The following is a 25589-nucleotide window of genomic DNA, read 5'->3' on the forward strand; positions in this document are numbered from 1 at the left end:
ACCCGCTAACTCTAGTTTTCAAGGTTCGGATGCCTCGATTAGAGGCTCGGTTTTTAGACTGGTTAAATACCGTTCCAGTTCTCTGACATCATAGCCAAGTCGCCCTGCAAGGGCGAGGCTTTAGACCCAAATTTTTGGTAAGCGCCTTTTCACATCGGGTGAGTTCGCCCACCACGGCTACATCTCTTCTATCCCGCTTGTCAACATTATACCTTGCCGCTCGGCTCTCCCGGCCGCCGCTGACCTTCATCTGCAGCGCGGGGCTTCCCGCCGAGAGAGCTAAACGCGACCCATCACAGAGAAGGATTTGATGAACGGCCCCACCATGCGAGGGTCTTTCACCATTGCGCCGTAGTCTCCCACGACAAACTTCAAATTACCCTTCGTGTAGGCCATGCCCATTCCCATCATGTTCAAGCCGCTTTTCAACCATTTCTCCCAGTGGGAGCGATCGGCTCTGAGATCCCAGTTCAATTCGTGACCGTCGTAGGCTCCAGCCGCAACTGCTTTTCCATTTTCAATGACTAACACGCCAGTCGGTTTGTCGTCGCCTTTGAAGCCGTAGCCGATGTTCGCTGTGAAGTTAATCTTCGCGAGAGCGTCGGACAGCTCGGATTCTGCGTTCCATTGCGCTTGATAACCGTGCATCCATTCGGGCGAAAATAAGTCTGCCATAAAATTCAGTATCCTCCTGATTTCGTTTTGAGTTTGTTTGGAAAGGACGATCGCCCCTGCGATCGCCGTATCGTCGTCACCTCCCCACCCCACCCACCCCTCTTTCAGCCAACAGCGAACAGTGAGCAGCGAACAGTGTTTCAGTCGCCAGTCGTAGGGTGTGTGACGCGGCCAGAAAAGGTGGCCGAAGTCAGGTAAATTTTCTCTGGTGCGTCACGCACCGCCCACATACAAGGGTGTGTGACGCGGCCAGAAAAGGTCTGGCGTTGACCGTAACCTGAGATTTTCCACGTCACGCACCGAACTTCGGTCACTGCTATGTCGGTTGTTCGTTGAATTAATTAATTGGGGCGACGGGACTGCCATCGCGCAGTTCTTTGACGGGGGAAAGAACGATGCGATCGCCTTCCTCAACGCCTCGGAAGATTTCCACGACGTCGCCGTGCGTTGCGCCAGTGACGACGGAGCGGAAATAGGCTTGGTTACCCTGTACGACGTACACCCCTTGAATGCCCAACCGTTCGACGATCGCCTCGGTGGGAACCATCAACGCCTCGCGGTTTTGACTCGTCAGTGCCAAGCGACCGAACATCCCCGGCATGACGCCGTTATCGGGATCGAGATCGATTTTGACAGTGAAGTTGTGCGCCCTGGGATCGGAGGACGGAACGATTTGACTGACGCGACCCCGCACGGCGCGATCGAGGGCGTCGATCCGAACCGTCATCGGTTGGTTCAGTTTCAGTTGTCCCACCAGAGATTCAGGGACTGGAACGCTAAACCGCAGGCGATCGGTACTTTCGAGGGTAACGATCGACTGTCCCGCTCCCGCCATTGCCCCGACATCAGTGTGCTTGCGGGTAATGACGCCGTCGAAAGGTGCTGTAACTGTACCGTAATCGAGATCGGCGATCGTGCGATCGACTTGAGCTCGAGCTTGTCGAACCCCCGCTTCGGCTTGTTCGACTTGGGCGCTAGCTTGTTCGATCTGCGCTTGCGACTGTTCGACTTGGGCGCTAGCTTGTTCGACTTGGGCGTTGGCTTGTTGGATTTGCGTCCGCGCCTGTTCGATCGCCCCGCTGCGGCGATCGATTTCCGAGCGAATTTGTTCGACTTGGGCTTCTGCCATGGCCAAGCGAGTGTTGGCGTCGTCGAGGCGCGATTGACTCACAGCACCGTCGGCTTGCAACATCGTCATCCGTCGCTGGTTGAGCTTAGCATCCTCGAGGTTGGCTTGTGCCTCTTGCAGTTGTGCTTTCGCGGTTTCGTGGTCAGCGATCGCTTGGTCGAGTCGCGTTTGGGCTTCGGCACGAAACGCTTGGGCTTCGACCCCAAAAGCTCGAGCTTGGTTCTGTTGCGACTGCGCCGCCAAGTAAGCCGACTGCGCCGCGCTGACGGAGGCTTGAGCTTGTGGAATGCTGGCCTCGGCTTGAGTCCGCTGAGCTTGAATGTCCGCCACGTCGATAAAGGCGATGGGATCTCCAGCCCGCACGCGATCGCCCTCTTCAACGGACAACTCGCGAATCGTCCCCGCCACGCGACTGGTCAGCGTCACGGTATTGACCGCTTCGACCGAACCGGTCAGGACGCGATCGGCTTCGACGGGATTCCGTTCGGCTAGGGCGGTTTTGACTCGAAAGCTGGCGGTTTCGGTGGCGGCGTGGGCGATGGATTCGCGTTCTTGACGCGCCGCAATCCAACCCGCTCCCCCAGCACTGGCCATTAACAAGCCGACCAGTCCGACGGTACCGACTTTCTGTAAGAGATGTTTGTCCGGCTGTAAGTGTAGGAACGAGTGTGTCATGGCAGTACGAGGGTGAAAGGTTGAGGGGTGGCGATCGCCGACAGAAACCGTCGCACGACCGATTTATTTCGTCTGGTTGCGACAGTGAGCTTTCGTACAGAGATCGAGCAAGTCGCGATCGACGAGACGGTAGTAACGGCTGACGCCCTCGCGACGACAGGCGACGACGCCAGCGTCTTTGAGCAGTCGCAGGTGTTTAGAAACGTTGGCTTGGGACAGCCCAGTGCGATCGCAAATCTCGCAAACTTTTCGTTCCTGTTGGCAAATCGCAGCGAGAATTTGCAGTCGCGTCGGTTCGCTAAGAATTTTGAAGCGGTTCGCGAGCCACTCCAAATCGGCTTCCGGAAGGGCGAGATCCAGATCCATGAGTCATTTCCTCTAGTCGTTCGGCCTCGGATAAGGGTTCGACGAGACGGACGCCGAGTAGATTCAGCCCCAATTTCTCGAACCAAGGAACCCCCAGACCGTTCTGCATCTTCGCCATAAAGAACCGCTCGAAGGCTATTTTGATCCAACTGACCCAAATTCCCCGTTTGGCGATCGAGCGGCGTCGCGTGCGAGTTTTGTTGTCGGGGACGACGGGTTGAGCGATGAAGATAATTCCGGTATCGCCAAAGTCCGCCATACAAATGGCTTCGAGGGCGGGTTTGACGGGAGCGCTTTTGATGACGCCCAGGTCGCGAGCGATGTTGTGGGCGACTGCCATTCCCATCGACTCGGTCATTTGTCCGGTTTTGGGAACGCCGAGGGGAACGGCTGTTTTTTCCGGCGGTGCCAGTTGGGAAGCGATCCCCACGGTATAAATCGAGGGAAGCTCGGGATGCCGATAGGTCGGTAAAACGGGAACGAACCCTTTGGCATCGGTCAAACCAGGAACGTCTCGTAAGAATTGCGCCCCCACGAACGGTGGTAGCAACATCGAGTATTTGAAGGGGAAGCGGCGACCGTCAGACAAACAAACGTCTTCTGGAGAGATTTCGGTAACGGCGGCGTTTTCGACCCACTCGATCTGCTTCATTTTGAAAAGTTCCGTCACCAACTTTCCAGAGTTCGCCATACCGCCAATGCCTAACTGTCCGGCATAGGGTTCGGGGGTGATGAAGGTAATGGGAACGCGATCGCGCAGTCCCCGTTTTCGCAAGACGTAGTCGGCCAGCAAGGCGAACTCGTAAGCCGGCCCCATGCAACTGGCACCCGGTACGGCACCGACTACTAGCGGTCCGGGGTTTTCTTCAAATTTCAGCCAGGCTTCCCGTGCCATTTCCGCGTGGTGTGGGTTACACACGGAATGGGTATAGCCGTTGTCGGGCCCCAAACCGGGGATGGCGTCGGTGTTTAAGGACGCTCCGGTTGCAATCACGAGATAGTCGTAATTGAGGGTGCGATCGCCCGCAACTAAGGTTTTCGCTTCGGGATCGAGATGGGTGACTTTACCATCGATCCAGTCGATGCCCCGCCATTTCAACAGCGGCTCGATTTCGAGCTGAACGTTTTCAAGGGGCGTCATATCGAAGGCCACCCACGGCAACGACGGGATAAATGTAAATTTCGATCGATCGGAGACGAGCGTGACTTGATGCTCGCGTGGCAGTAAGTGTCTCAGTTCGTAAGCGGTCGGTAAACCGCCAATCCCACCGCCGACGATCGCGATATGAGCCATGATTCCTCCTATCCGTACAGAAATTTTGGCGTTCCCACCCAGTTGGGATCGCTAAAAAATTTGTTTCTTTTCATATATCAACTATATGAGTAGCTAGTAATATTGTCAAGGCAGAAATCTTAAGTTTTTTTGCGTCTGCCTTTTAGAGCAAGGGAAAGGGGGAGCTTCTTCAGGGAAGAGTTAAGAATCTAGAGTGAACAGTTAAAGAGAAATTCCCACTCTACACTCTGCCCTCTGCACTCTTCACCGATCGACCCGTACCCTTGGATGTTGGCGGCGTACATTCGCGGTGCGTGACGATTTATTGGTCTAAGGATTTACACTCCATGTTTCAAGTCACGCACCCTACGGCTGTTCGCTGCTCGCTGTAAAAGGGACGATCGCACCGGTTAAGATTGCGTCAGTCAAATCCGCCTCCTGTAAAATTGCGTTCGTGAGGTTGGCGTAACTGAGATTGGCATTCGTGAGAAGGGCTTCCGTTAAATCCACCTGCTCCAACCTGGCATCGAACCACAGCGTCGCCGTCAAGTTCGCCCCAAACAGATACGCGTTGTTGAGGTTCGCCGTCGTAAAGTCCGCACCGATAAAGGAACCTTCGCTCAACACCGCACCGCGCAAATCGGCATTTTCAAACTGAGCGCCGTTGAAATTGGCAAAATTCAACCCCGCCCCGGATAAGTTCGCATCCGTTAAATTCGCGCCCAAGGCCGTCGCCCGCGTCAAACTGACGCCAGACAGATTCGACTCGCTCAAATTCGCTCCCGTCAACGTCGCGCGATTGAGATTGGCTTCGAGGAGTAAGGCGTTCGAGATCGTCGCCCCCGTCAAAATCGCACTTTGCAAGTTCGATCCGTCTAACCGCGATCGATGTAAATCTGCATTGGTAAAGTTCGCCGCCGCGAGATCGCTGTTGCTGAGGTTGGCGTATCGCAAGTTCGTAAAGGTCAGTTTTGCCCCTTGCAAGTCCGCCCCTTCGAGATCGGCACCCCGTAAGTTCGCCCGTCCCAACAGCGAGAAACTTAAATCGGCATTTCGCAAACTCGCTAACCGCAGTTGTATTACTCCCAATTTCGCCTCGCTCAAGTTTGCCCCGTCGAAGTTCGCCCCGACGCCATTGGCTAATACCAGCGTCGCTTCTTGAAAGTTGGCGTCGATCGCGATCGCTTCTCGTAACGAGGCTTGGGTGAGATCGGCCTCGGTGAAGTTGGCGTTGCTGAGGTTCGCCCCGTTGAGATCGGCCTCGATCAGTTCGGCCTCCGTCAGATCGGCGTTGGCAAGGTTCGTTCCGACGAGACGAGCTTCAGTGAGATCGGCGTCTCGCAAGTCGGCGTTTGCTAAATTCAACCCCGACAAATCCGCCCCTTCGAGATCGCACCCGCGACAGGCGAGGCTCGATCGCAATTGTTCGACATCGTCGTCGTCGAAGGCAACAGCAGGTGTCGCGAGGGCGATCGCAGAGAAAACAACAACGCAAGACCGAACGAAGCTCATAAGGGCAAAAAAACGAGAGTGACAGCGGCAACGATAAAACTCGATCGTAGCGTTTTTGGGGGGCGATTTCGTCGGTTACTCGTTCATGTTGCGGTACGTGGCCACAGCAGACGGCGATATCCGGTTGAGATAGCGGAAAATCCAGTATTTCATCACGGTATCGAGGATCACCGGAAACGTGGCAATAAACAGAAAGTTAAAGTCGCGGCTTTCAGGTAATCCGAAGTGACGGGAGATGCTCTCGAGAATCACTTCCCAGCCGTGGGGAGAGTGATATCCCACGAAAATATCTGTAAACAGGATGATGATAAACGCTTTGGCGCTGTCGCTGAGTCCGTAAATCAAATCGTCGATAAAGGATTTGACGATCGCCAACTCCCGCTTGCTCGTTATCACGACCGCACAAAACGCCCCGAGCGAGCAGAGATCGGCGAAAACGTTTTGGACGGCGTTATTGCTGAGTGCTTGGTATTCTTCAGCGATTTCGTGGGCTTTTTCCTCGATTTGCTCCTCCATTTCCTCTGGCCCGAGCTTAGGAATTTGTCCGATGGCCATGCGAAATCGCAGCCGTTCTTCGTATCGCTGCAAGTCGATGAAGGCTTCTTCTTCAAAATCTTGATTGATGAAGACATCGACGTTCTGGTTGAAAAACTCGTTGTAGATCGGTCGAATGACGAAGTTTTTAGAGATTTGATGGGTGAGTAACGGAATCAGTACTAACAAGAGCATGAACTTCAGTGAAATGACGGTTTTGCTCTTGTAGTAGCGAAACTTTTCGACTACTTCCTCTTCAGCGTTGGGATCGAGTTCGCGCTTGATGCGATCGATGGTTCGTAAAATCGATCGCGGTAGCAAACTCGCTTTTCCTGCCATCGATTCGACATCGCTGGCAGTTTCGACGCGAGGCTCTTGAGGTTCGCTGAGGCGATCGCGCCAGTCTCTCGTCGGAGAGGTTTTTCCATTTTTACCGTTCGTTTCGATCGCCGTCTTTCGAGTTTGCGATCGCACGGCAACCGTCGTTTTAGGCGACGAGGATTTGGCGGTTGCATTCCTATTTTTTAGAGCTTCCGAGTTTGCTTCTCGTCGGTATTTCGCAATTACCTCATCGATTATCTTTAGTTTTTTGAGTGTCTCCGAAAACTGATACTTTTCATCGGGAGAATAACGAGATTTCGTCTCGTCGATCGGCTCTAAATTGATATTTGCGCGATCGGTTTGTTGTGTGATAAAATTCAACGTAGAACGACTGGCTCGAAACTCTGCCAAACGTCGCTCGATCGTCGATAAATAATGAGAAAGTTCGGATTGAAATTGATTGAGTTCTAGACGACTGTAGCGTTCTGACGAAAGCGAAATCGATTGCCCATCGAAATAATCGTTTTCGATCGATCGAATTTTCAATGCAGCTCGATAGGCAGCATCCAACGCACGTTCTGGAGTTTTGAAATACCAACGACGAACGGCTCGCAACACGCCTGGGATGCCTTGAGAACCTTGACCTTTCATGTCTTGTGAATCAATAAAAAAACGGGTAGTGTCGTGACGCTCGAAACAAAAGTCGAAACTCAGAAAATACCACCGAGCGAGGAGTCTCGACAACAAACAGACCCAACGAAACCGAACGAAGTCAGTAGTATGTTAACAAATCCATTCGAGGTTAAGCGGTGCCTGTCGAGTCAGTTTGGATTGTCGGAACCAGTCGTAGCGGAAAAACAACAGCCTTGGTGTCGCAACTGAACCAACAGCCGACGTCAACAGCTAAATTTCAAGGTGTCCTGCCCCAGCCGACGGCCTTGGTCTTAGCGGCCAACGGCGACAATCGCATGACGTTGAGCGATCGCATCGTCGTTGCCACCTCGGGGCGATCTCCTGTCTACGTTACAACGCCGCTGGGCTTTTTTGAAAACGAAGTGGTGCTGTTCTGGCCGTTACTGGTGCGTCAACTGGATTTGCGAGCGCAGTTCCCGGTGCGGTTGCGTCCAGAAACCGAACAAGCCCTCGCGACCGAACTGTGGAAACCCGAACTCGACAGCGGCCAGTTGCAGCAAGTCGGTCTCAGGAGCGATCGCCTCGTCCGGCGAACCTTAGACTTCCTACAGCTAGCAGCAGCAGCGGGAATTCCCCTCGAAACGATTCCCGAACGGTTAGCGCAGGGATTCCCCAACGAAGAGGGTTCGGCCGACCTGTGGTCGCTGCAAGGAGAGTTGTTACTGCGCTGGCGACAGTGGTGTTTGTCCCGTGGTTTGCTCGCGTACGGACTGATTTTCGACCTGTACTGGCGCGAATTACTTCCCCATCCCGAATACCAACATCATCTCAAACAGCGATTCGATCGGGTGTTCGCCGACGACGTAGACGAATATCCTGCCGTGGCGCGGTTGCTGTTCGAGACCCTGCTCGATTTAGGGATTCCGGGGACGTTTACCTTCAACCCCGAAGGGGGAATTCGCCTCGGACTCAACGCCGATCCCGACGAGATGAAACAGATCTCGAAACGCTGTCGCGTCGAAACCTTAACCGAGCGCAATGGGTTAGCTGTCACTTGGGGAGACGCGATCGTGAAACTCGCCTTAGACCCGACGTATTGGCGGCAACTTCCCGGCGCGACCGTACAGTCGATTCACACGCGATCGCGGGCGGATTTATTGCGCCAGGTCGCCGAGCGTATCGTCGAGGCAGTCACGTCCCGAGCCGTCGAACCGCAAGACATTGCCGTCATCGGGCCGGGTTTAGATGCGATCGCACGGTATACCCTCACGCGCATTTTAAGCGATCGTGGCATTCCCGTGCGATCGCTCAACATCCAACGTCCTTTAGTCAGCTCTCCCAGCGTGCGGGCAGTACTGACACTGTTAGCCTTGTTGTATCCCGGCTTAGGTCGGACGATCGATCGCTCGGCCGTCGCTGAAATGCTCGTCGTGTTATCCTCGGGCGAACGGGGAGACAGCGCCATCGATCCCGTACGAGCGGGAACGCTGTGCGACCTATGCTACGTACCCGATCCCGACCGACCGCACCTGTTACCCGTCGAAACCTTCGAGCGATGGGATCGCTTGGGATATCGAGCAAAAACGGCTTACGAAAACATCCGACAATGGATCGAACAGAACCAAACCCAGGAAGAACAGCTACGGCTCGACGCTCCCACGATCGCCATCGATCGCATCGTGCGAGACTTTCTCTGGCGTCCCCAGCTCCCTGAAGACCGCCTCGAAGCCTTACGAGAACTTCTCGAAACCGCCCAACATTTTTGGGACGTCGAACGTCGCGTTCGAGGAGGGCGTTACGACGCCAGCACCTCCATCGGCGAGTTCGTGCAGCTGTTACGACGGGGAACCGTTTCGGCCGATCCCTATCCTCTGCGACATCTCGCGCGTCCGGCCGTTCTCTTGAGTAACATTTATCAATATCGCAACAGTCGCCTCTGCCATCGCTGGCACGTCTGGCTCGATATCGGGTCGCCGTTATGGTTGCAGCGGGGTGCGGCTTCGTTGTTTGGCGCACCGTTGTTTCTCCGATCCCGACTGCCGTTTCCCCAAACCGAAGAAGACATTCAACAGGGCGATTTCGATCGCCTCGAACGCATTCTCTACGATTTACTCGCGCGGGTCGAAGACCGAATCGTCCTAGGTAACAGCGAGTTAGCCGTCAACGGCCGAGAGCAAACTGGGCTGTTGCTCGCCCTAGCCAACGCCGCACCCGAAGCGGTGATGCGGTGAGGTGATGGGGAGCGTCTTCAGTGAAGAGGGTAGAGGGAAGAGTCAAGAGTGAAGCTTCCGCAGCCGAGGCACTGTCAACTCTCAACGGTCCCCCACGGTTGATACAAAATCCAGTTTTGAAAAACCTGTTTTGCAGACCCCGTCGTAAATTCCCTGTACGCCAGGACTTAAATCGATTTTGGGAGATCGCGTTAAAAGGGGCTATGGTGTGCGGATTCCGTATGAAGAACTGTTTGCAGATCGCTGTTCGCTGAAAAAGAGACGCGCTCGGCGCGTCTCTTTTTCAACTTCAGTTACTGGGCGTCGAACTACCAGGTTACGGGGAACGTCGCCGGGCCTTCACCGACACAGTAAACGAGGGTCGATTCGAGCGGTCCACCGGGAAACATCCGAGCGCTGGCAGGCATATAGCCCATATTGCCCACGGAGTCTTCCAGCTCGAAATACATCATGCCGTCAGTACCCATGAAGGCGTTACGGATCATGTGAACTTGTTCGCCATCGAGCATATTGGCGATTTCAGCCGAATTCATGTCGGGTTCGGTGTACAGAACGTTGGAACCGTTGACTCGGCGGCAAACGTCACCAGGACGATCGCCGACTCGTTGCGCCACTTCTACGGAGTCAGTCGTGTTGACCGTTCCAGCATTCGCAGGAGCTTTAACGCCCCCGATCGCGAGAGACGCAAACGTTAGGACGGCTGCGGATACGCCCAGTCGGTTGAATTTCATTCGCTCAACTCCTCAGAGATACCAGTACTCTACCTAGGGATTATAAACCAACTTTTCCAATTTCTCGGTTCTCTCAAAATTTATTAATCGAGTTCAAACTCGCACCTTCGATCTCCGAAATTTTTTCCCAAAATACTGGGGTGCAGATCGATCGAGAAACGATCTTGAAACCGAGAAAAACAATAACAAAATGTCCGATCCGATCGATCGGATCGGCTTCGCAGCGAGATCGAGGAGATAACTCGATCTCGCGTTTCTAAATCTCAAGAGAAACGTTACAACGATCGAGTCTGTGACGTTAAACTCTTGAAGTTCTAGTGAAACTGCGATCGCGATTGAAGTCCGCGATCGGCCGTTAGGGGAGACACACTGCATGCAAAACAGGGTCGGTGCGAGAGACGACAGATTCCCCTCAAAAGTTCCAGCTTGCGACAGAATAGACGCTCGCACGACTCAGAACGAGTGAAGCGTTCGCCTCAAGCGGCTGTATCGAAGGACTTCCATCGACAAGAACAGCTCGATCGCTAGTATAGGCCATCGATCTGAGTCGTCTACAGGTGTCGTTCGAACCGACGAGGGATTTGCCCACGTGAGAAGTCCCGTGCTGTACCGGCAAGATTCACCTCGGAAACCGATCACCCCGTCACCGGTTCGGCCACGGTAACGCGATTGCGTCCGTTCGCCTTCGAGCGATACAAAGCCGCATCGGCCGCCTGTAGAATCTCTTCCCACGTCGTACCGCAGTCTGGAAAACTCGCGACGCCGAGAGAGGCGCGAATCGTTCCAAGGAGGCGTCCGTTACTGCTGACGTGTAAATTTTCGATCCCTCGGCGGATATTTTCAGCGCGATCGCGAGCGATCTCCAGAGACGCTCCCGGTAACACCAACGTCAGTTCCTCGCCGCCATAACGACAGGCGACGTCCGATCCGCGCACTTGATGCTGAAGAAACTCCCCGAGACGTTGCAATACCGCATCCCCCGCATCGTGGCCGAACTTGTCGTTAAACTTTTTAAAGCGATCGACATCCAGCATGACGACACTGAGAGGATAGTCGTCGCGGCTGGCGCGGTGCAGTTCGCGATCGAGCGATTCTTCTAAATAACGACGGTTGTACAGTCCCGTGAGGGGATCGCGGATGCTCTGGCGTTTGAGGGTTTCCCTCAACTGTAGGTTCGACAGTGTCAACGCCACGTGTTCGGTCACCGTCCGAGCGAGGTGCTGTTTGGCTTCAGTGAGGTTTCCCGGCTCTGGCGACTGAATTTGCAACAGTCCGAGCGTTTCCCCCTGCGCGATGACCGGAACGCAGAGAGACTCGGCGGGAGGAGAGGGATAGCGCAGGTGTTTGCAATGCAATTTCGTCTGGCGATCGCTCCAGTGGGCGCGACTCAACCGCAACGCCCAACAGGAATCCGACGAAATTTCCATCGCTTCCTCGAGTGGAAGTCCCCAAACCGAGACGGGTTCGAGCAGTTCCGTATCGCCTTCGAGTAAAAACAATCCCCCCGAACAACCGGGAAAGAGAGGACGCAGCAAATCCCCCAGAGCGTCGTAGGCTTCCTCGAGCGACGCGCAGGCTTGCAGAAACTCGTTGGTGCGACTGAGGTTGACCATTTCCTCGTGACGAAGTTCGAGTTCGTGTAAGTTCTCCTTCAGCTTTTGGTTGGCCTGTTGCAAGTCGGCTTCCGCTTGTTTGCGATCGCTGATATTTTCGATCGCGTGCAGAAAGTTTTCCGGTCGTCCCTTGGCGTCGTGTAGGATCGAGGCTGTGAGATTGACCCAGATCGTCGTTCGATCGCGGCGCAAATAGCGAATCTCGCGGGAAAAGGTGTCGAGTTCTCCCCCCAGCAGACGGTTCGTCCAAGACGCCCAATCGCCGCGATCGTCGGGATGGACGATCGCGGCGATCGATTTCGATCGCAGTTCCGATTGGCGGTAGCCGCAAATATCGGCGTATTTCTGATTGACATCGACGATCGCCCCGTCTCCGCTGACGTAAGCCACCCCCACCGCCACCTGCTCGAAAATGGCGCGAAACCGCTCGACACTTTCCCGCAGGGCGGCTTGAACTTGTTGGCGTTCGGTGATGTCCTGACCGCAGGCGACAATTTCCCACTGTTTCGATTGGGCGTTGTACCAGCGGTTGAAATTCCACAGGACTTCCCGCGTTTCCCCCTGGGCGTCGAACACCTGATGCTCGAACTCTCGGACGAGTTGTCCGCCGAGGACGCGATCGAACTGAGCCGCGACGCGATCGCGCCAAGCCGGGGGCAAACAAAGGGTAAAGTAATCCTCTCCGAGCATTTCGGTTCGCGTCCAGCCACAGAGTCGTTCGGCTTCGTCGTTCCACTCGACGATCCGTCGATCGCTGGCCAGAGCAATAATCGCACTTCCGGCGGTTTGTACCAGCGTTCGGAAGCGTTTTTCGCTTTCTCGCAGTGCGGTTTCGGCCGTTTCCCGTTCTCGAAGCGCCCGTTTGCGTTGACTGATGTTTTGGACGACGCCTAACAGGTATTTCGGAGACCCGTTACCATCGCGCACGATGGAGACGGTAGAACTGACCCAGACGATCTCGCCGGTTTTCCCGAGGTAGCGTTTTTCGAGGGAATAGCGATCGCCAATTCCCTCGCGCAATCCGATGAGTTTTTCGTGGGTCGTCCGTAAATCCGCTGGGTGCGTGATGTCTCCGAGGCGCAACTCCAGCAGTTCCGGGCGAGAATATCCCAACAGCTCGCAAAAGGCTTGATTGACCCGAAAAAAGCGACCGTCCAACGTCATCACGGCCATCGCCACCGCCGCCTGCTCGAACAGGGCGCGAAACCGTTCCTCACTTTCTCGCAGGGCGTCTTCAGCGATTTTGCGTTCGGTAATATCGATCGTGACGCCCAAGGAGCCGAGGGAACCGTCAGTCATGTCGAACGCGGGCGTCGCCGACACGATCGTCCACAGTTGGGAACCGTCGCGACAGCGCAGTTTTAAGTCGTATTGTCGAACTGTATCTTGATGGTGTCGGGCGAGTTTGTCGGCGGCCGCCTCGCGATCGCTCTCGTCCATAAACTCGAAGATCGATCGCCCTAAAATATCTTCGATCGGATAGCCGAGCATTTGCGCCATCTTGGGATTGACGAACGTTGTCACCCGGTCGGCGTCGATAATCCAAATGCCGTCGGAGGCGGTTTCGACAATGCGGCGATAGCGAGCTTCGCTCTGACGCAAGGCTGCTTCGACGTTGGCGCGATCGGTGATGTCGTGGGTGACGACCACCGCCAAATTGAAATCGCCGTCGTCGTTTGAAACGGGGGTGGCTTTGACGAATACCCAGCGTTCCTCGTGGGTCGTGCGGTTGTAATAGCGCAGGGTTTGAAAGTGGCTGGCGATACCCTCGAGAACGGCGGTTTGAGGTAAGTTTTCGCGAGGGACAATTTGACCGGCTTCGTCGAGAACGTCGCATTGAGGCGAGACGGGTCGCTGACTGGCGATCATATGCTCGATGTCTTCGTATCCCGCTAACCGAGCGGCTTCGTCGTTGGCGTAGATGATTTCACCGTAGCGACCGAAAACCACGATTCCGTCGGCGACGTTTTGTAAGATCGCTTCGAGGCGATGGGTGGTTTCCCGCAGGACGCTTTCGATGCGTTGGCGATCGCGAACTTGTCGTTGTAAGTTTTGGTTGAGTTGGGTCAGTTCGGTCGTCCGCTGGCGAACCTTAGTTTCGAGATTGCGGTTGAGGGTTTGGATTTCTCGGACGACCGCGTTTTCCCGATGTCGCCGCCAGAGAAAGCTCAGGATATCGGTGGCGAGGACGAGGGTGAGGGTATATAGACCGACTTTAATAAAGGGGGCGCGTACCTCCGCCAGCGACACTTGGACGACGACGCCCCACGGCAAGTTCGGAACGGGTTCGTAAGCGACGAGAACCCGTTTTCCGTTGGGAGTTCGAGCGATCGCCGTTCCCGAGTTTCCCTCGAGGACGCGATCGACGGGTAGAAATTCACCGTTTTGGAGGTCGGCGATCGCGATTTCGGGACGGATGCTGCGATCGAACAGCCAAACGATCCCGTTGTCTCGGCGCACGAGAGCTGTGTTGGGGGAAGATGGAGGTTTATCGGCGCGATCGCCGGCCTCTTCGCTGGGAGGAACTGCCAGTTGGGTTGAGACCCGAGCCAATGTATCGTCGCGGTTTCCCGTTTCGCGAGATATCGCGCTGACGAGTCGGATGCGATCGCGAGCGATTTGACTTAAATGTGTTCGCTCTCGTTCCATCGCCGCCCGAAAACAGAACGCACCACCGCCACCGATCGCGATAAGAGACACGAGGGTCAGATCGAGAACCAATAACTGAGGGCGTCGGCGAGAGTTCATGGACGGTTGAGTGGCAGATGGGATAGCGCGACGACAGTGCCACGAGTAACGTGAAGCGGGGAAATTGGGAGGACTCAGAAGAAACGGTTCTCTGGGGAACCGTCTTCACCAGGGTTCGTTCGCTGTCACGGGCGAGTGACTGGCGTTAGTCTCCGCTCTCGACGCTCGACTCCTCCCTGACGAGATCGCGAACCGATCGCCCTTCGCCTTGATAGCCGAAGTACCACAAACTTGCGGCGGCTTCAGCACGGGTGACGGCTTTTTTCGGTTGCAGCAGGGTCGTGTAACCGAACGACCGTCGAATCGTCGAGCGATCGCCGTTTTGGAAATCCACCAGCACGGCAGACAGGGTATCGGGATCGATGCGCGAGGTATCTTGAAATCCCCAGGTTTCTTTGACGGCGTCGATGCTGGCACTCGGAAGCGCGCGTCTGAGATCGAGGGGAATTTTCCAACGCAGCATATCTTCGCGAGTCAGGGGCGCGTCGGGTTGAAACTGTACCGTCGTCTCGGCGCCGCTGAGAGGACTCGGGACGATGCCCGTTTCGGCGAGGGCTTGAATCGTTTGAAAGTCGCGATCGCTGCTGGGAACGTCTTGAAACGCGGGAGTTACGGAGGGGTTGGCCAGGCGGAGTTGTTGGGCGGGATCGCTGGCGTAGAGTTTGTTGTTGGTTTCGAGGAGCCAACGGGCGTATTCGCGACGGGAAATCGGTGAATTCGGGGAAAACGTATTGCTTTCGGGCGGCGCGGCGGTCAGCACCCCCAAGGCGGCCAAGTCGGCCACGTAAGGCTGGAGCGGTTCGGAGACGCGGTCTAAGTCACTAAAGTTAGTTGTGGGGGCGGCGGCGGGGGGCAGCGGCGTCGCGTCAGATTGGGGAGGCGCTGGCGTGGGGGCAGGCGTTGCGCTAGAACTGTCTGAGGCGGTGGTGTCCGAGGTGGGAGCGTCTGGAGTTTTCGGGTATTCGAGAACGAGTTCCGTGTCGCTGTTCTCGGGATGGGGACGCACCGACAGGGCGATCTCGAGACCGTCGCGACGGGCGGTTTTGGTGATGCGATCGCCGTCTTCTTGGGTTTCGATCTGTTCCCAATCGTTCTCTTGTAACTGCCGCTGGTAGAACTGCGCGATAACGTTGGCGGGATCGGTGCTTTTCCAAGAGAGTCGCACGCGATCGCCTTCGGTTTCGACTTGCATCAAACGAGCGCCCCGATAGCGCGGAAAAGCCTCTGGGAAATCGTCGGGAAGCGCGATCTCTGCCTCGGTTTCCCCCGGACTGGGACTCGGAGTCGGCGTGGCATCTTGCAATTGGGGATCGGCGGCGAAGGAGTCTTGGAGGGACTCGCCCCACGGACTCCCCGCACAGCCACTTAAGGCGAATAGGAGAAGAACTAGAAAAAGTTTAAATTTCGGCACGGGAAGCAACAAACGAAAAACGATATAGGCGGGCTTCTCTTTTTAGGGTAGCAAATTTACTCGCGCAACTCTTTTGAGGGCGTTTAAGGTCTCGAAAAGTCTCTCGCCTCGTTTTTGCGCGATTTTGAAGTTTCGACCGATCTCGATGACTTTCGCAAGCGCTTTAACATCGATTTCACGGTGAGTTTGACGCGATGTCATCCGACAATTCGAGTCAAAGACCGATCGGTTTAAAATTATTAACACATTTTGAGACTGCCGATCGACGTTTGTTTTTGTAATGTAAAGAAACGACGAATCATTTGCAAAAGATGAGAAAAACTCAAAGACAACCCATTTAGGAAAAATGTCAGATCGAGGGTAGGTGTCAGGTCTTGTGATTTGAAATATTTCAAATCAACTCAATTTGAAATATTGAGGTTTCTGAGTTGACCGGGCTTAGTAGTGCAGAAAAGTCTTGAAACCCTTGCTAGAAAAGATATCGCCGTATTAAAGGGTTGGCCACGAAATCCCAGATCGGTAAATTGCTGCCGGAGATCCCCGGCATCTCCAAGATGCCGGGGATCTGGCTCGAGCCTAGATACATATTTTATGTGTTTTGTCAATCTCAGATTTTGAAAAGTTTTCTGCACCACTGAGGTCGATCGGGTAACCGTGGCGATCGCTATAGCGTCCCCGTGAAACGGTCGATCGCGTACTCCAAATAAAAACGAAGTTCCGTCAGCGCGGGTGGCGAGAGCTTCAACCCAGCAGAGGCGCGATCGCGAACGTACTCGAAGGCTGCCCCATAAATTTCGAGGGGGAGGGGTAACGCTTGAGAGCCGCGACTTTTGAGGGGAAGTCCAGCTTCGTCGAGGGGGGTCGTACTACCGACGACCAAACTGTAATGGATCGCTCGCAGATAGCGATCGATCTCGCGGTATCCTTGGCTGAGGGGTTCTGGAGACCCGACGCCGACCGTGCGAGCCGGACGCGGAGTCTCGTAACGTTGCAACACCGAATCCCCCGCATCCCGAACGATCGCGTCGTGATAGACGGCGAGCTTTTCTGCCGCTTCCAGACGAGCCGCCGCTCGGTCGAGTTCGCTGTAGGCCGCGGTGAGATCGGCTTCAGAGGGAAAGCGTCCCGCTGCATCTGCTTGAGCAATAACAATCGTAATCTTGGATTTCATCGCGATGCCTCGAGTGAATGGAAATCTCGACAAGAAACACTCACTAAACCTACCGTGTTTCTGACGTGGCGTCTTGCGAGAGGTTTGCTCGTCAAGCGTTTCTTCAGTTTATCGGTCTGTTTCGATCGATCTCTCCCGCGACATAGCGCTTTTACGTCCGGCGGCGCATCGGGGCTGTGCTGGAGATAGTCCGCCACCCACGCGCAACCACGATCGATCGCCGTTTCGAGATCGAGATTTAAATCTAAATTTCGCCACAACACGACCCGTCCCGAGGTATCCGACGCAGCTAAAATCCGACCGTCGGGGCTGAAACTGACATCCGTTAACCCGTCGTCGCCGAACGGTCGGCTCGTCATGCGTCCTCTCGAGAGCATCCGCATCGGGGCGATCTCAGTCGCGTTCAGGCGATCGAGCGTCCATAATTTCACCGTGCGATCGTGACTCGAGGAGGCTAAGCTTTCGCCGTCGGGATGCCAACTGAGTCCAGTCACGTCGGCACCGTGACCCCACAAACGATGGATCGGGGTAGCAGGTTCGGTCAAGGCCGTTCCCTCCGCATTTAAGATCGCTTGCCAGAGGACGATGGCGCGATCGCGATCTCCGACTGCCAGTATCGTTCCATCGGGATGCCAAGCGATATCCGTCAACGGGCGATCGCTTTCCGGCAAGATCGAGAGCGGCTCTCCTCGCCACGTCCAAAGTCTCACCGTGCGATCGCTACCAGCCGTCGCCACCACAGGCGCCTCGGGATGAAACGCGATCGCCACGATCGTACCGTCGTGACCGACCCAAGTTTGCAAGGGCTGTCCTCGTCGGTTCCACAGCATCACCGTTCCGTCTTGGCTGGCGGTGGCGAGGAGGTTGCCGTCGGGAGACACCGCAACCCGCCTCACGGGGGCGTCGTGACCGCGCAACGTCGCGACGCGATCGCCGGAGGTCGTCCATACCGTGGCTGTCCCGTCGTCGTGGGCGGTCAGTAACTGTTCTCCGTCCGCCGCGAATACCACATCGGCGATCGCCCCGTCCTCGTCCGACTCGTCATCTGACAAGCGAGCGATCGCCCGTCCGCGTAAATCCCACACCGTCGCCGTCCCATCCTCGTGAACCGTCGCGAAAGTTGTCCCTCGCGGATTCCAACTCAAACGCACGATCGCCCCGCGATCGCTCTGCAACACTTTCAGAGTGCGATCGTGAAAATTCCAAAGTTTGACGCCGCGTAAGCGATCGGCGCTCACCAACATTTTCCCGTTAGAACTCCACTGGAGGCTGACAATACCGTCGTCATCGCCCCGTAGAGTTTGTCGCTCGCGGCCGTCCTCGGCGTTCCACAGCTTAATCGTGCCGTCCCAACTTCCCGAGGCCAAAACCGTGCCATCGGGACGCCAACTCAAACTCGTCACTCCATCCTCGTGACCCCACAGTACCCGACGGGCTTCTCCCGTGGCGTCCCACACTCGGATCGTGCCGTCGAGACTCGCCGTGGCCAGACCGTCGCCTCGGGGATGCCAGCGCACGCTCGAAATCTCGTCCGTATGTCCGTTCAGCGTTCGGACGGCCGGTCGCACGAAAACGGTCTCGTTGCCCTCGTTTTTGGGGGCTGTCGCGCTCCAAATTTTGACGGTCGCGTCCGACCCCGCCGATGCCATTTGCGTGCCGTCAGGACGCCATTGAAGGCTGCTCACCGAGCCGTCGTGACCGCGCCACCGCTCCACCAAATCGAACGAGATCTCGTTGTTGGCATCGGACGCGACTTGCCAAACTTCCACCGTTCCCTCGCGAGTGCCGACGGCCAGTCGCGCGGCGTCGGGATGCCAACTCAGGCTCGTGGCGTTTTCAGCCTCGATCGCTCGTCCGGCGACTTTGTCCCCCCGCGCGTTCCACAGCGTCACCGTACCGTCGTTTCCCACCGTGGCGAAGAGGTCGCCGTCGGAACTGAGCCGAACCCGATCGAGCGGTCCCCCATCGACGACAAACCGACGGGCGATCGCCCCCGACTGCCTCCAAACGACGAACTCTCCCGTCTCGTCGACTGACACCAAATGCGTACCGTCGGGATGCCAACTGACATTGAGAAGGGGAGCGTCGTGACCGACGAAGCGATTCTGCTCTCGCACCCAATAGAGCGATTCTTGCAGTGCGAACAACGCGCGATCGTGCATCTCGTGGGAGAGGATCTGTTCGTCCGGGTGCAGGCGCTCGTGAAGCTGGAGCAGACGTCCCAAGCGCAGCCCTTCGAGAAGCTGCTCGAAATCCCGCTGTTCCGATGCCAGTTCTCGGGCGTAGCGACTCAGAGAATCGATCGCCCGGACGTGCGCCAGTTCGGCCTGCTGTCGCTCGAAACGAGCTTGTCGGGCAAAGCGCACTGCTACAAACGCCAGAGCGGTGGTAGCGATCGCAGCAATTCCCGCGCCGATCGCCGCCCGTTTGAGAACGCGGTTGAGCTTCTGTTCGTGTAGTCGCCGTTCGGCCTCGAGGCGTTCGAGTTTTTCGAGGAGTTTCGCTCCTTCCTGTTGGCGGATGTACCGCACTAAATAATCGTGAACCAGTTGGTAGCGCTCGACGGGGGTTTCGGGAAACAGAAACACCAGCCCCGAATCGACGAAAATCTGCAACACCAGTTCCAGTTGTGCGTCGGTCACCGCGAGTTCGGAGGAATTGGGCGTTCCGAGGACTCCGCAGCGCGATCGCAGTTCTTTTTCGACATCGAGGCGGTTTTTAATGGGGCGCGTGTTGTTTTCGTCCGTCAGCAGATACAGCACCAGTTGGGCGATGTGCTGGTTTTCCGGGCCGCAGTCGGCTAGGGTGTCGTCGAGATATCGTTGTACTAGGGTTTGTTTGGGGCGTTCTCCGAGCTGTCGGTATTGCGCGAGCGTCGTGACGCGATCGGTTTGCAGCTGCGCGCCGACGATTTGCAGTTCGATGGGGCGGACAGTACCTTCTGTCGCACGATCGTTACGTTCGGCTAAATCCTCCACGACGCGATCGATCAGGGCGCTCTCGAAATACAACCGACTCTGTTGGGCGGTGAGTTGTGCCATCACAGATTTGGCGCTCTCGCAGGAAAACGCGCCGAGATAGTACAGGATCTGTTTGTCGAGAACGTTATGGTTGACGACAGCTAAATCGATACAACGGCCGATTTCGAGCAAATGGTGCAGGCGATCTTCCCGCAACGACAGAACGACTTTCACGTAAGCCAGGTTCAAACAGTCGTAGAGAAAGCGATAAAACGGCTGTCGCGCCTCGCTGTCGGGGTAGGCGGTGAAGAATTCCTCGAACTGGTCGAAAATCAAAACGACCGATCGGTTGCGATCGGTTTGTCGTTGCAACTGCGTCGAGAACTCTGCCATCCGAGGCTCGATCGCGATCGTTTCGTCGAAGGTTTTCGAGAGGGCGCAAACCCACGCCTCGCTAAAGCGCGACTCCCAATCGGCGTACACTTGCAGCAGTAACGGCAGAACGTCTCGGCTACCAATGGCGCGACCCGTGAGAGCGGGAACCAACCCCGCTTGCAGCAGCGAACTTTTACCGACACCCGATTGTCCGTACAATACCGTTAACTTGCGATCGACCCGTCCCATGCGCTCCACGAGGCGGTTGACGTCCTCGAGGCGTCCCGAAGCAGCGATCGCCCGCGCCACCGTTTCCGGTTGTTTTCCCGTCTCCAAATCCAGGTTGCTGACGCTTTTACTCGGCTGTAACCGTCCCGCCCCCACGAACGCCCGGAATCCATACTGATGTTCGAGGGTGTACTGACGCTGTTTGAGGCGGAAAGCGTCGAGATAGTCACCGTTTTGGAAATAGGCGCGGCGGAGGGCTTCGAGAATGCGGGCGTACAGTTGCGGTTCGTAGTCGGGCTTGGTTTTCGTGAGTGCCGTTTCTAGGCTGGCGAGACTGTCGCGAAGCTGTCCCAACCCGGCTTGGGCGCGAGCAAGGGCGAAGTAATACGCCCCTTGATTGAACGATCGCACCCATTCGCGAAACATCTGGCTCTCGGAGGCGTCGGTGATGCGCTCGTCGGGAGTGGCGTGACGAGAAACAGATAGGGCTTGCTGGGCGTTGTCGAGGGCGGTTTGCCAGTCTTGACGGGCGAGGGCGGCTTCGGCGACAAAGCTGTAGGCGCGGGCGAGGCGAAAGGCGTTGGGGTGGCTGCGGTGGAGGACGGTGGCGGTCGTCCCGACGGTTTGTAGTTCGTCCCAACACTGTTGGCGTTCGAGGATGTCGCCGAGGGCGTTGATAAATTTCGCCACGAGGTCGAAACGCCCTTCGCGCTCGAACAGGTCGATACACTGTTTGAAGTTGAGATAAGCCTGTTGACAGTCGCGTTCGTAATCCTGTCGGTCGAGTTCCGATCGCGTGCGCCAACTGGTCCCGCAGCAGTAGAGGACGCAGCCGAGTTTTTCGACGAGGCGGGCGTGCTTTTTGGGATTCGACGTCGCGTTTAAGGCAGTTTGTAAGTCGGCGAGACTGCGTTCGTAGTGTTGGGGCTTCGACTCGTCGAGGTCGGCGGCGTTTCCGAGTAAAAATTCTAAATTGGCCAGGCGTTCGGGTTCGACCTCGATCGCGCTGTTGGCGAGGGCTTGACGGGCGGTTTCGAGTTCCCAAAACAATTGGGAGTCGCGGGTGAGGTTCAAATCGGCGTTGTCGAGAAACCGCCCCGCCCCAGCTTCGAGAACGCGATCGAAAATGTCGTCGGCGGTGCGATCGATGAAGGCGTTGACGTCTGCGATCGACTGGTGAAATTCCTCGATGCTGGCGCGACTGTAAATGTCGGGTGCGATGCGAACGAGGCGTTGGAGGACTTCGTCCGTTGCGTGTAACACCAGCGGAAACGGAAAGGTTTTGGCCAGTTCTTCGATGATTTTCTTGGCGTTGTTTAATAATCCGTCGAGATCTCGGACTTCGGGCAAGCCGGACACGATCGCCGCATCGGGGAATTCTCCCGACCGAGTTTTGCGCGCGGCTAAGGCTTCGGATACCGTACTGTAGAGTGTCGTTGCCGATGGAGACAGGTAAATTTCACAAAGATCGAGGTCGGGAACTTGGCGGAGACGGGTGAGGACGCCGTGCCATAATGCTCTGGCGTTGCAGCGAGCGAAGACGATCGCAAACTTGCGATCGCCGCTGTAGCTTTCGATCGCCCACACTAAGCTATCGAGAGTGTCTTGGTTGTCGTCAGACCATCGATCTCGTTGTGAGTTGACCACCGATGCACGAGCCTCTGTCAAAACGATCTGTGTGTTGAGTCGAGATTAACCCTCCTTCAGCGGAAGCGCCGTTTCCAAAACTGGATTGACGTCGAACCACGACCCCTCACTATCGCGGTATTCGTAAACGAACATACTGCGGATGAGAATATCGTACCCTTCATCGCCAGTGACTTTTTTATGCTGGCGAACTTGACGCAGCAGTTCCCATTCATCGTCGGTAATCGCGAGGGTCATACGATCGCGTTTTTGGCGCACCACCGCCTCGAGACCTTTACGGGACAGGGGCAATCGGCGGTCTTTGCGAATCCAGTCGTTGAGCAATCGCAAAAATTCTCGCACGTGACCGCCACTGACCCGACAGAGATCGTCGAGGAGTTCGGAAGTCTCGAACAATTCGGAAACGCGCTGTTCTCGACCGTCTTCGTCGAGGTCGGGAAACGCCCGTACCAGCGCCATCTGACGCATCATCGTCAAACCCTCTCGGTGTTCGCTCCCGTCCCGCCGCTGCACCGGAACCATCGGTAAGACTTTGGGATCGCAACCGAAACGATTGGTGAGTTGGTTGAGATCGTTGGAATACAACAGCGACAGAGGCAAAGTGTAGATGACGTGACAGTTGAGTTGGCGCAGTTGTTCGCCGCGATCGACGAATAAATAAGCCGGTTGCGTCCGTCCCCAGGGTTTGGGTTTGCGTTCGACGCGATCGAGGTTGTCGATAATCACGACGAGTCCCTGTTTGCCAATTTGTTTGAGTTTGTCGATCCCCGGTTCGAGCAGTTCTTGGTTGATAGAATCGAGGACGCTGGTGGTGCGAACTTCAAGGTATTCCCGCAGTTTGCTGCGAAGTTCGGGGCTGTTTTTGGCTTTGGCGGTGATTTTTCCCAACCCGAGGGCGACGAAAGACACGCCTTCGCGATCGGCACTGACTTGTCCGACGCCGGGAACTCCCACTTCTGCGCTAAAGTTACCTTCGGTACTGGCGTTGACGCGACCGACGCCGGGAATGCCGACTTCCGCCGATAAGTCGATTTCAGTTTGTAGCAGTTTCGCCGCACCGTTGAGTAAGCCTTGTAAGCCTTTGGCCGATTGAAGGTGAATTTTTTCGAGGTCTTCGAGACTTTCGCTGACCCGCCGCGCGATCGCCAGCAGAATGTCGCTGACATCGATGTCTCCCATCTCTAAATCTTGCGACGACTCGAAATAAACCACGTGGAAGTCGTCTTGGCGTAAGTCCGCCGCCAACCGCAGCAGTTCGGTAGACTTGCCACAGCCGATATGGCCGGTAAACAGTTGCACGGTGGGTTCGTCGGGGGAGAAAAAGCTAATGTTATCTCGCAGTTCTTCGACGATCTGCGATCCCCGGACTTCGGAAAAATCGATATACAGTTTTCGCTCGTCGGGATTTTCGACGTTTAAGGTTTGGGCGGGGTTGGTAGCGCGAAAAAACTCGCGAACGTCTAAAGTCATGGCTTTTCGTCGAGTAAGGGAGAAGGGGAGAGGGGGAGAGGGGGAGAGGGGGAGAAAGGGAGAGCGGTAGGGTGCTGTGACGCGGCCAGAAAATGCGATTGAAGTCAGGTCGATGTTGGTCTGCTGCGTCACGCACCGCTCTTTCAGGGAACAGGGGTAGGGTGCTGTGACGCGGCCAGAAAATGCGATCGAAGTCAGGTCGATGTGGGTCTGCCGCGTCACGCACCGCCCCCCAACACCGCTCCTCATTAACCGAGCAAATCCTGGAGGCGATCGCGGTGGAGTCCGGCGCGATCGATCGTTGCCCGAATTTTCGTGTCGCCGAGGGGGTCGCCGTTGGCGTAGGTCTCGATCCAGGCGCGACTGATGGTATTGGGATCGTCGGGAAGTTCGGACAGTTCCCAAACGGGAAGGTCGAATTCGGCCGCCAGTTGGCTGACTTTAGGATCGTAGCTAATCGCCCAGCACCGGCAACCTTCGGCAGCGGCGGCGATCAGTCCGTGCAGCCGCATTCCGATGGCGAATTCGACGCTGTGAAAGACGCCTTTGAGTTCGCGGGGATCGTCGCTGTGCCAAATGTGAGTTTCTCCAGGGAGGCGATCTCGCAGGGTTTCGGCCAGCTTCAGATCGCGATCTCGTTGGAAGGGAATTAAGAGCAGACAGGTTTGGGTGGCGGTTTGGAAGTCGGCCAGGGCGCGGGTCAGGCAGTCGAGACGCGATGGCGTAAGTTGGGGATGGGGACGTAGGGTCACGGCGACGCGGGGGGCGGGGATATCCCACAGCCCTTGTGGGGGGTAGGTGTCGAGATTCCAAACGGGATCGGGGGCGAGGGTGAAGGGAACGTCCCACTGTTGGAGAAGGGCGGCGGCGTGACGATCTCGCACGGTGACGAGGTCGCAGCCGCTGAAGCATTCGCGGGCAACCCACCGGGTCAGCGATCGCCGTAACGGCCCGATGCCCTGGGCCCAGGCGATCGTGGTCAAACCCAGTTGTTGGGCGACTCCCATCAAACCGCCGTAATATAAGGGGTTGAGAGCGCTGGTGGCGTCTTGCATCAAGCTCCCGCCTCCCCAAATAAAGATGTCGGCTCGGCGCAGAGCTTGCCACACGGCTGGGGTAGATTTTCGGGGAATGGCAGCGATATGGTGGCGTTTTTGGGTTCGCTCGGGATCGCCGGACAGGGCGATCGCCTCGATGCTGGCGGGTAAGGCGTCCACCAGACAAGCGAGTAACGCCTCGTCGCCGCCGTTTCCCATACCGTAGTAGCCACACAGGATCGCTCGTCGTTTTGCCATAATGCTCGATTGCGGTTCGTATCAGTATCTTCGCCGAGACAGCACGCCGCCTAAGTACGAGGCGACGGAGAATCTTCGCGGCTTTTGTCGTCAGAAACTGTCTCTAGCAACCCTACAATATTTAAGGAAAGTTGGTGTCGGTTCTCTCAGACGGCATCGATTGAGGTTTGAAATTGGGTAAAAACTCTCAGCTCACCCCTGAGAATTAACACTTTGAAGTTGCTGGACGAGACAGGTTCAATGCACGTTCTTTCAATTCCAACTTGGATGATTCACATTTCGAGCGTTATCGAGTGGATTGCCGCCATTTGGCTGGTGTGGCGTTACGGTGAAGTGACGGGAAACCGCGCTTGGCATTGGCTGTCGGTGGCGATGTTGCCCGCGCTCGTCAGTGCGATGTGCGCCTGTACGTGGCACTTTTTCGACAACGCGGAGGCGTTAGAATGGCTGGTGACGGTGCAGGCTGCAACGACAGTCATGGGAAACTGCACGCTTTGTCTGGCTGCGTGGTGGATTTGGCGTCGCGCTCGGGTCGCGTCGGCAGAGCGCTAACGAGTCTGCGATCGGCAGTTTGAAATTGGGATGCGAGGC

At 56.2% G+C, this 25589-nt stretch carries 15 protein-coding genes; 2 read left to right on the top strand and 13 right to left on the bottom strand.

Going from position 1 to position 25589, the window contains the following annotated elements; genetic code table 11:
* Positions 1–279: 279 nt before the first annotated feature.
* From POG22_RS08275 to POG22_RS08300, 6 genes are all read right to left on the bottom strand, one after another.
* The gene (locus tag POG22_RS08275; protein WP_498904677.1) at positions 280–675 is read right to left on the bottom strand and encodes an SCP-2 sterol transfer family protein; all 396 of its coding nucleotides are present in this window, start codon (positions 673–675) and stop codon (positions 280–282) included.
* Between the two features lie 337 nt (positions 676–1012).
* Entirely contained in the window at positions 1013–2479 is a 1467-nt protein-coding gene (locus POG22_RS08280; protein ID WP_498904678.1) for an efflux RND transporter periplasmic adaptor subunit, read from the bottom strand.
* 63 nt (positions 2480–2542) lie between these two features.
* Positions 2543–2845 (bottom strand): ArsR/SmtB family transcription factor, encoded by a 303-nt coding sequence (locus POG22_RS08285; protein ID WP_063714926.1) that lies wholly within the window; start codon positions 2843–2845, stop codon positions 2543–2545.
* The gene (locus tag POG22_RS08290) at positions 2778–4139 is read right to left on the bottom strand and encodes an NAD(P)/FAD-dependent oxidoreductase (protein ID WP_063714927.1); all 1362 of its coding nucleotides are present in this window, start codon (positions 4137–4139) and stop codon (positions 2778–2780) included. The genes POG22_RS08285 and POG22_RS08290 overlap by 68 nt, the downstream gene beginning before the upstream one ends.
* 345 nt (positions 4140–4484) lie before the next feature.
* Positions 4485–5630: a pentapeptide repeat-containing protein gene (locus tag POG22_RS08295; RefSeq protein ID WP_498904680.1), complete on the bottom strand. Its 1146-nt coding sequence runs from the start codon at positions 5628–5630 to the stop codon at positions 4485–4487.
* Positions 5631–5705: 75 nt separating this feature from the next.
* The gene (locus tag POG22_RS08300) at positions 5706–7136 is read right to left on the bottom strand and encodes a proton extrusion protein PcxA (protein ID WP_498904682.1); all 1431 of its coding nucleotides are present in this window, start codon (positions 7134–7136) and stop codon (positions 5706–5708) included.
* 158 nt (positions 7137–7294) lie between these two features.
* Here POG22_RS08300 and POG22_RS08305 point away from each other — a divergent pair, with 158 nt between their 5' ends.
* On the top strand, positions 7295–9349 hold the full coding sequence (locus POG22_RS08305) for a recombinase family protein (RefSeq protein WP_498904683.1): 2055 nt from the start codon (positions 7295–7297) through the stop codon (positions 9347–9349).
* A gap of 308 nt (positions 9350–9657) precedes the next feature.
* Here the strand turns inward: POG22_RS08305 and POG22_RS08310 are convergent, their stop codons facing one another.
* The 7 genes from POG22_RS08310 to csaB form a co-directional block, all read right to left on the bottom strand.
* Positions 9658–10080, bottom strand: a complete 423-nt coding sequence (locus POG22_RS08310; RefSeq protein WP_063714931.1) for a hypothetical protein — start codon at positions 10078–10080, stop codon at positions 9658–9660.
* Between the two features lie 635 nt (positions 10081–10715).
* Entirely contained in the window at positions 10716–14441 is a 3726-nt protein-coding gene (locus POG22_RS08315; protein ID WP_498904685.1) for a PAS domain S-box protein, read from the bottom strand.
* Between the two features lie 145 nt (positions 14442–14586).
* Entirely contained in the window at positions 14587–15852 is a 1266-nt protein-coding gene (locus POG22_RS08320) for an S-layer homology domain-containing protein (protein ID WP_498904686.1), read from the bottom strand.
* A 664-nt stretch (positions 15853–16516) separates the two neighbouring features.
* On the bottom strand, positions 16517–17023 hold the full coding sequence (locus POG22_RS08325) for a globin family protein (RefSeq protein ID WP_498904688.1): 507 nt from the start codon (positions 17021–17023) through the stop codon (positions 16517–16519).
* The gene (locus POG22_RS08330; protein ID WP_498904690.1) at positions 17020–22254 is read right to left on the bottom strand and encodes a WD40 domain-containing protein; all 5235 of its coding nucleotides are present in this window, start codon (positions 22252–22254) and stop codon (positions 17020–17022) included. The genes POG22_RS08325 and POG22_RS08330 overlap by 4 nt, the downstream gene beginning before the upstream one ends.
* 24 nt (positions 22255–22278) lie before the next feature.
* Entirely contained in the window at positions 22279–23703 is a 1425-nt protein-coding gene (locus POG22_RS08335) for an AAA family ATPase (RefSeq protein WP_063714935.1), read from the bottom strand.
* 248 nt (positions 23704–23951) lie between these two features.
* Positions 23952–24998 (bottom strand): polysaccharide pyruvyl transferase CsaB, encoded by a 1047-nt coding sequence (csaB, locus tag POG22_RS08340; RefSeq protein ID WP_498904692.1) that lies wholly within the window; start codon positions 24996–24998, stop codon positions 23952–23954.
* A gap of 240 nt (positions 24999–25238) precedes the next feature.
* On the opposite strand from csaB, the gene POG22_RS08345 reads away from it, so the two are divergent.
* Positions 25239–25550: a DUF2499 domain-containing protein gene (locus POG22_RS08345; protein ID WP_026097440.1), complete on the top strand. Its 312-nt coding sequence runs from the start codon at positions 25239–25241 to the stop codon at positions 25548–25550.
* The last annotated feature ends 39 nt before the right edge of the window (positions 25551–25589 follow it).

The sequence above is a fragment of the Geitlerinema sp. CS-897 genome (assembly GCF_028368005.1).
Classification (GTDB): Bacteria; Cyanobacteriota; Cyanobacteriia; order Cyanobacteriales; family Geitlerinemataceae; genus Baaleninema; species Baaleninema simplex.

Bases quoted from the DNA above. Each gene is read 5' to 3' on its own strand.
- POG22_RS08290 (WP_063714927.1), bottom strand. From the start codon at position 4,139: ATGGCTCATATCGCGATCGTCGGCGGTGGGATTGGCGGTTTACCGACC.
- POG22_RS08275 (WP_498904677.1), bottom strand. From the start codon at position 675: ATGGCAGACTTATTTTCGCCCGAATGGATGCACGGTTATCAAGCGCAA.
- POG22_RS08325 (WP_498904688.1), bottom strand. From the start codon at position 17,023: ATGAAATCCAAGATTACGATTGTTATTGCTCAAGCAGATGCAGCGGGA.
- csaB (WP_498904692.1), bottom strand. From the start codon at position 24,998: ATGGCAAAACGACGAGCGATCCTGTGTGGCTACTACGGTATGGGAAAC.
- POG22_RS08310 (WP_063714931.1), bottom strand. From the start codon at position 10,080: ATGAAATTCAACCGACTGGGCGTATCCGCAGCCGTCCTAACGTTTGCG.
- POG22_RS08295 (WP_498904680.1), bottom strand. From the start codon at position 5,630: ATGAGCTTCGTTCGGTCTTGCGTTGTTGTTTTCTCTGCGATCGCCCTC.
- POG22_RS08345 (WP_026097440.1), top strand. From the start codon at position 25,239: ATGCACGTTCTTTCAATTCCAACTTGGATGATTCACATTTCGAGCGTT.
- POG22_RS08335 (WP_063714935.1), bottom strand. From the start codon at position 23,703: ATGACTTTAGACGTTCGCGAGTTTTTTCGCGCTACCAACCCCGCCCAA.
- POG22_RS08285 (WP_063714926.1), bottom strand. From the start codon at position 2,845: ATGGATCTGGATCTCGCCCTTCCGGAAGCCGATTTGGAGTGGCTCGCG.
- POG22_RS08300 (WP_498904682.1), bottom strand. From the start codon at position 7,136: ATGAAAGGTCAAGGTTCTCAAGGCATCCCAGGCGTGTTGCGAGCCGTT.
- POG22_RS08315 (WP_498904685.1), bottom strand. From the start codon at position 14,441: ATGAACTCTCGCCGACGCCCTCAGTTATTGGTTCTCGATCTGACCCTC.
- POG22_RS08280 (WP_498904678.1), bottom strand. From the start codon at position 2,479: ATGACACACTCGTTCCTACACTTACAGCCGGACAAACATCTCTTACAG.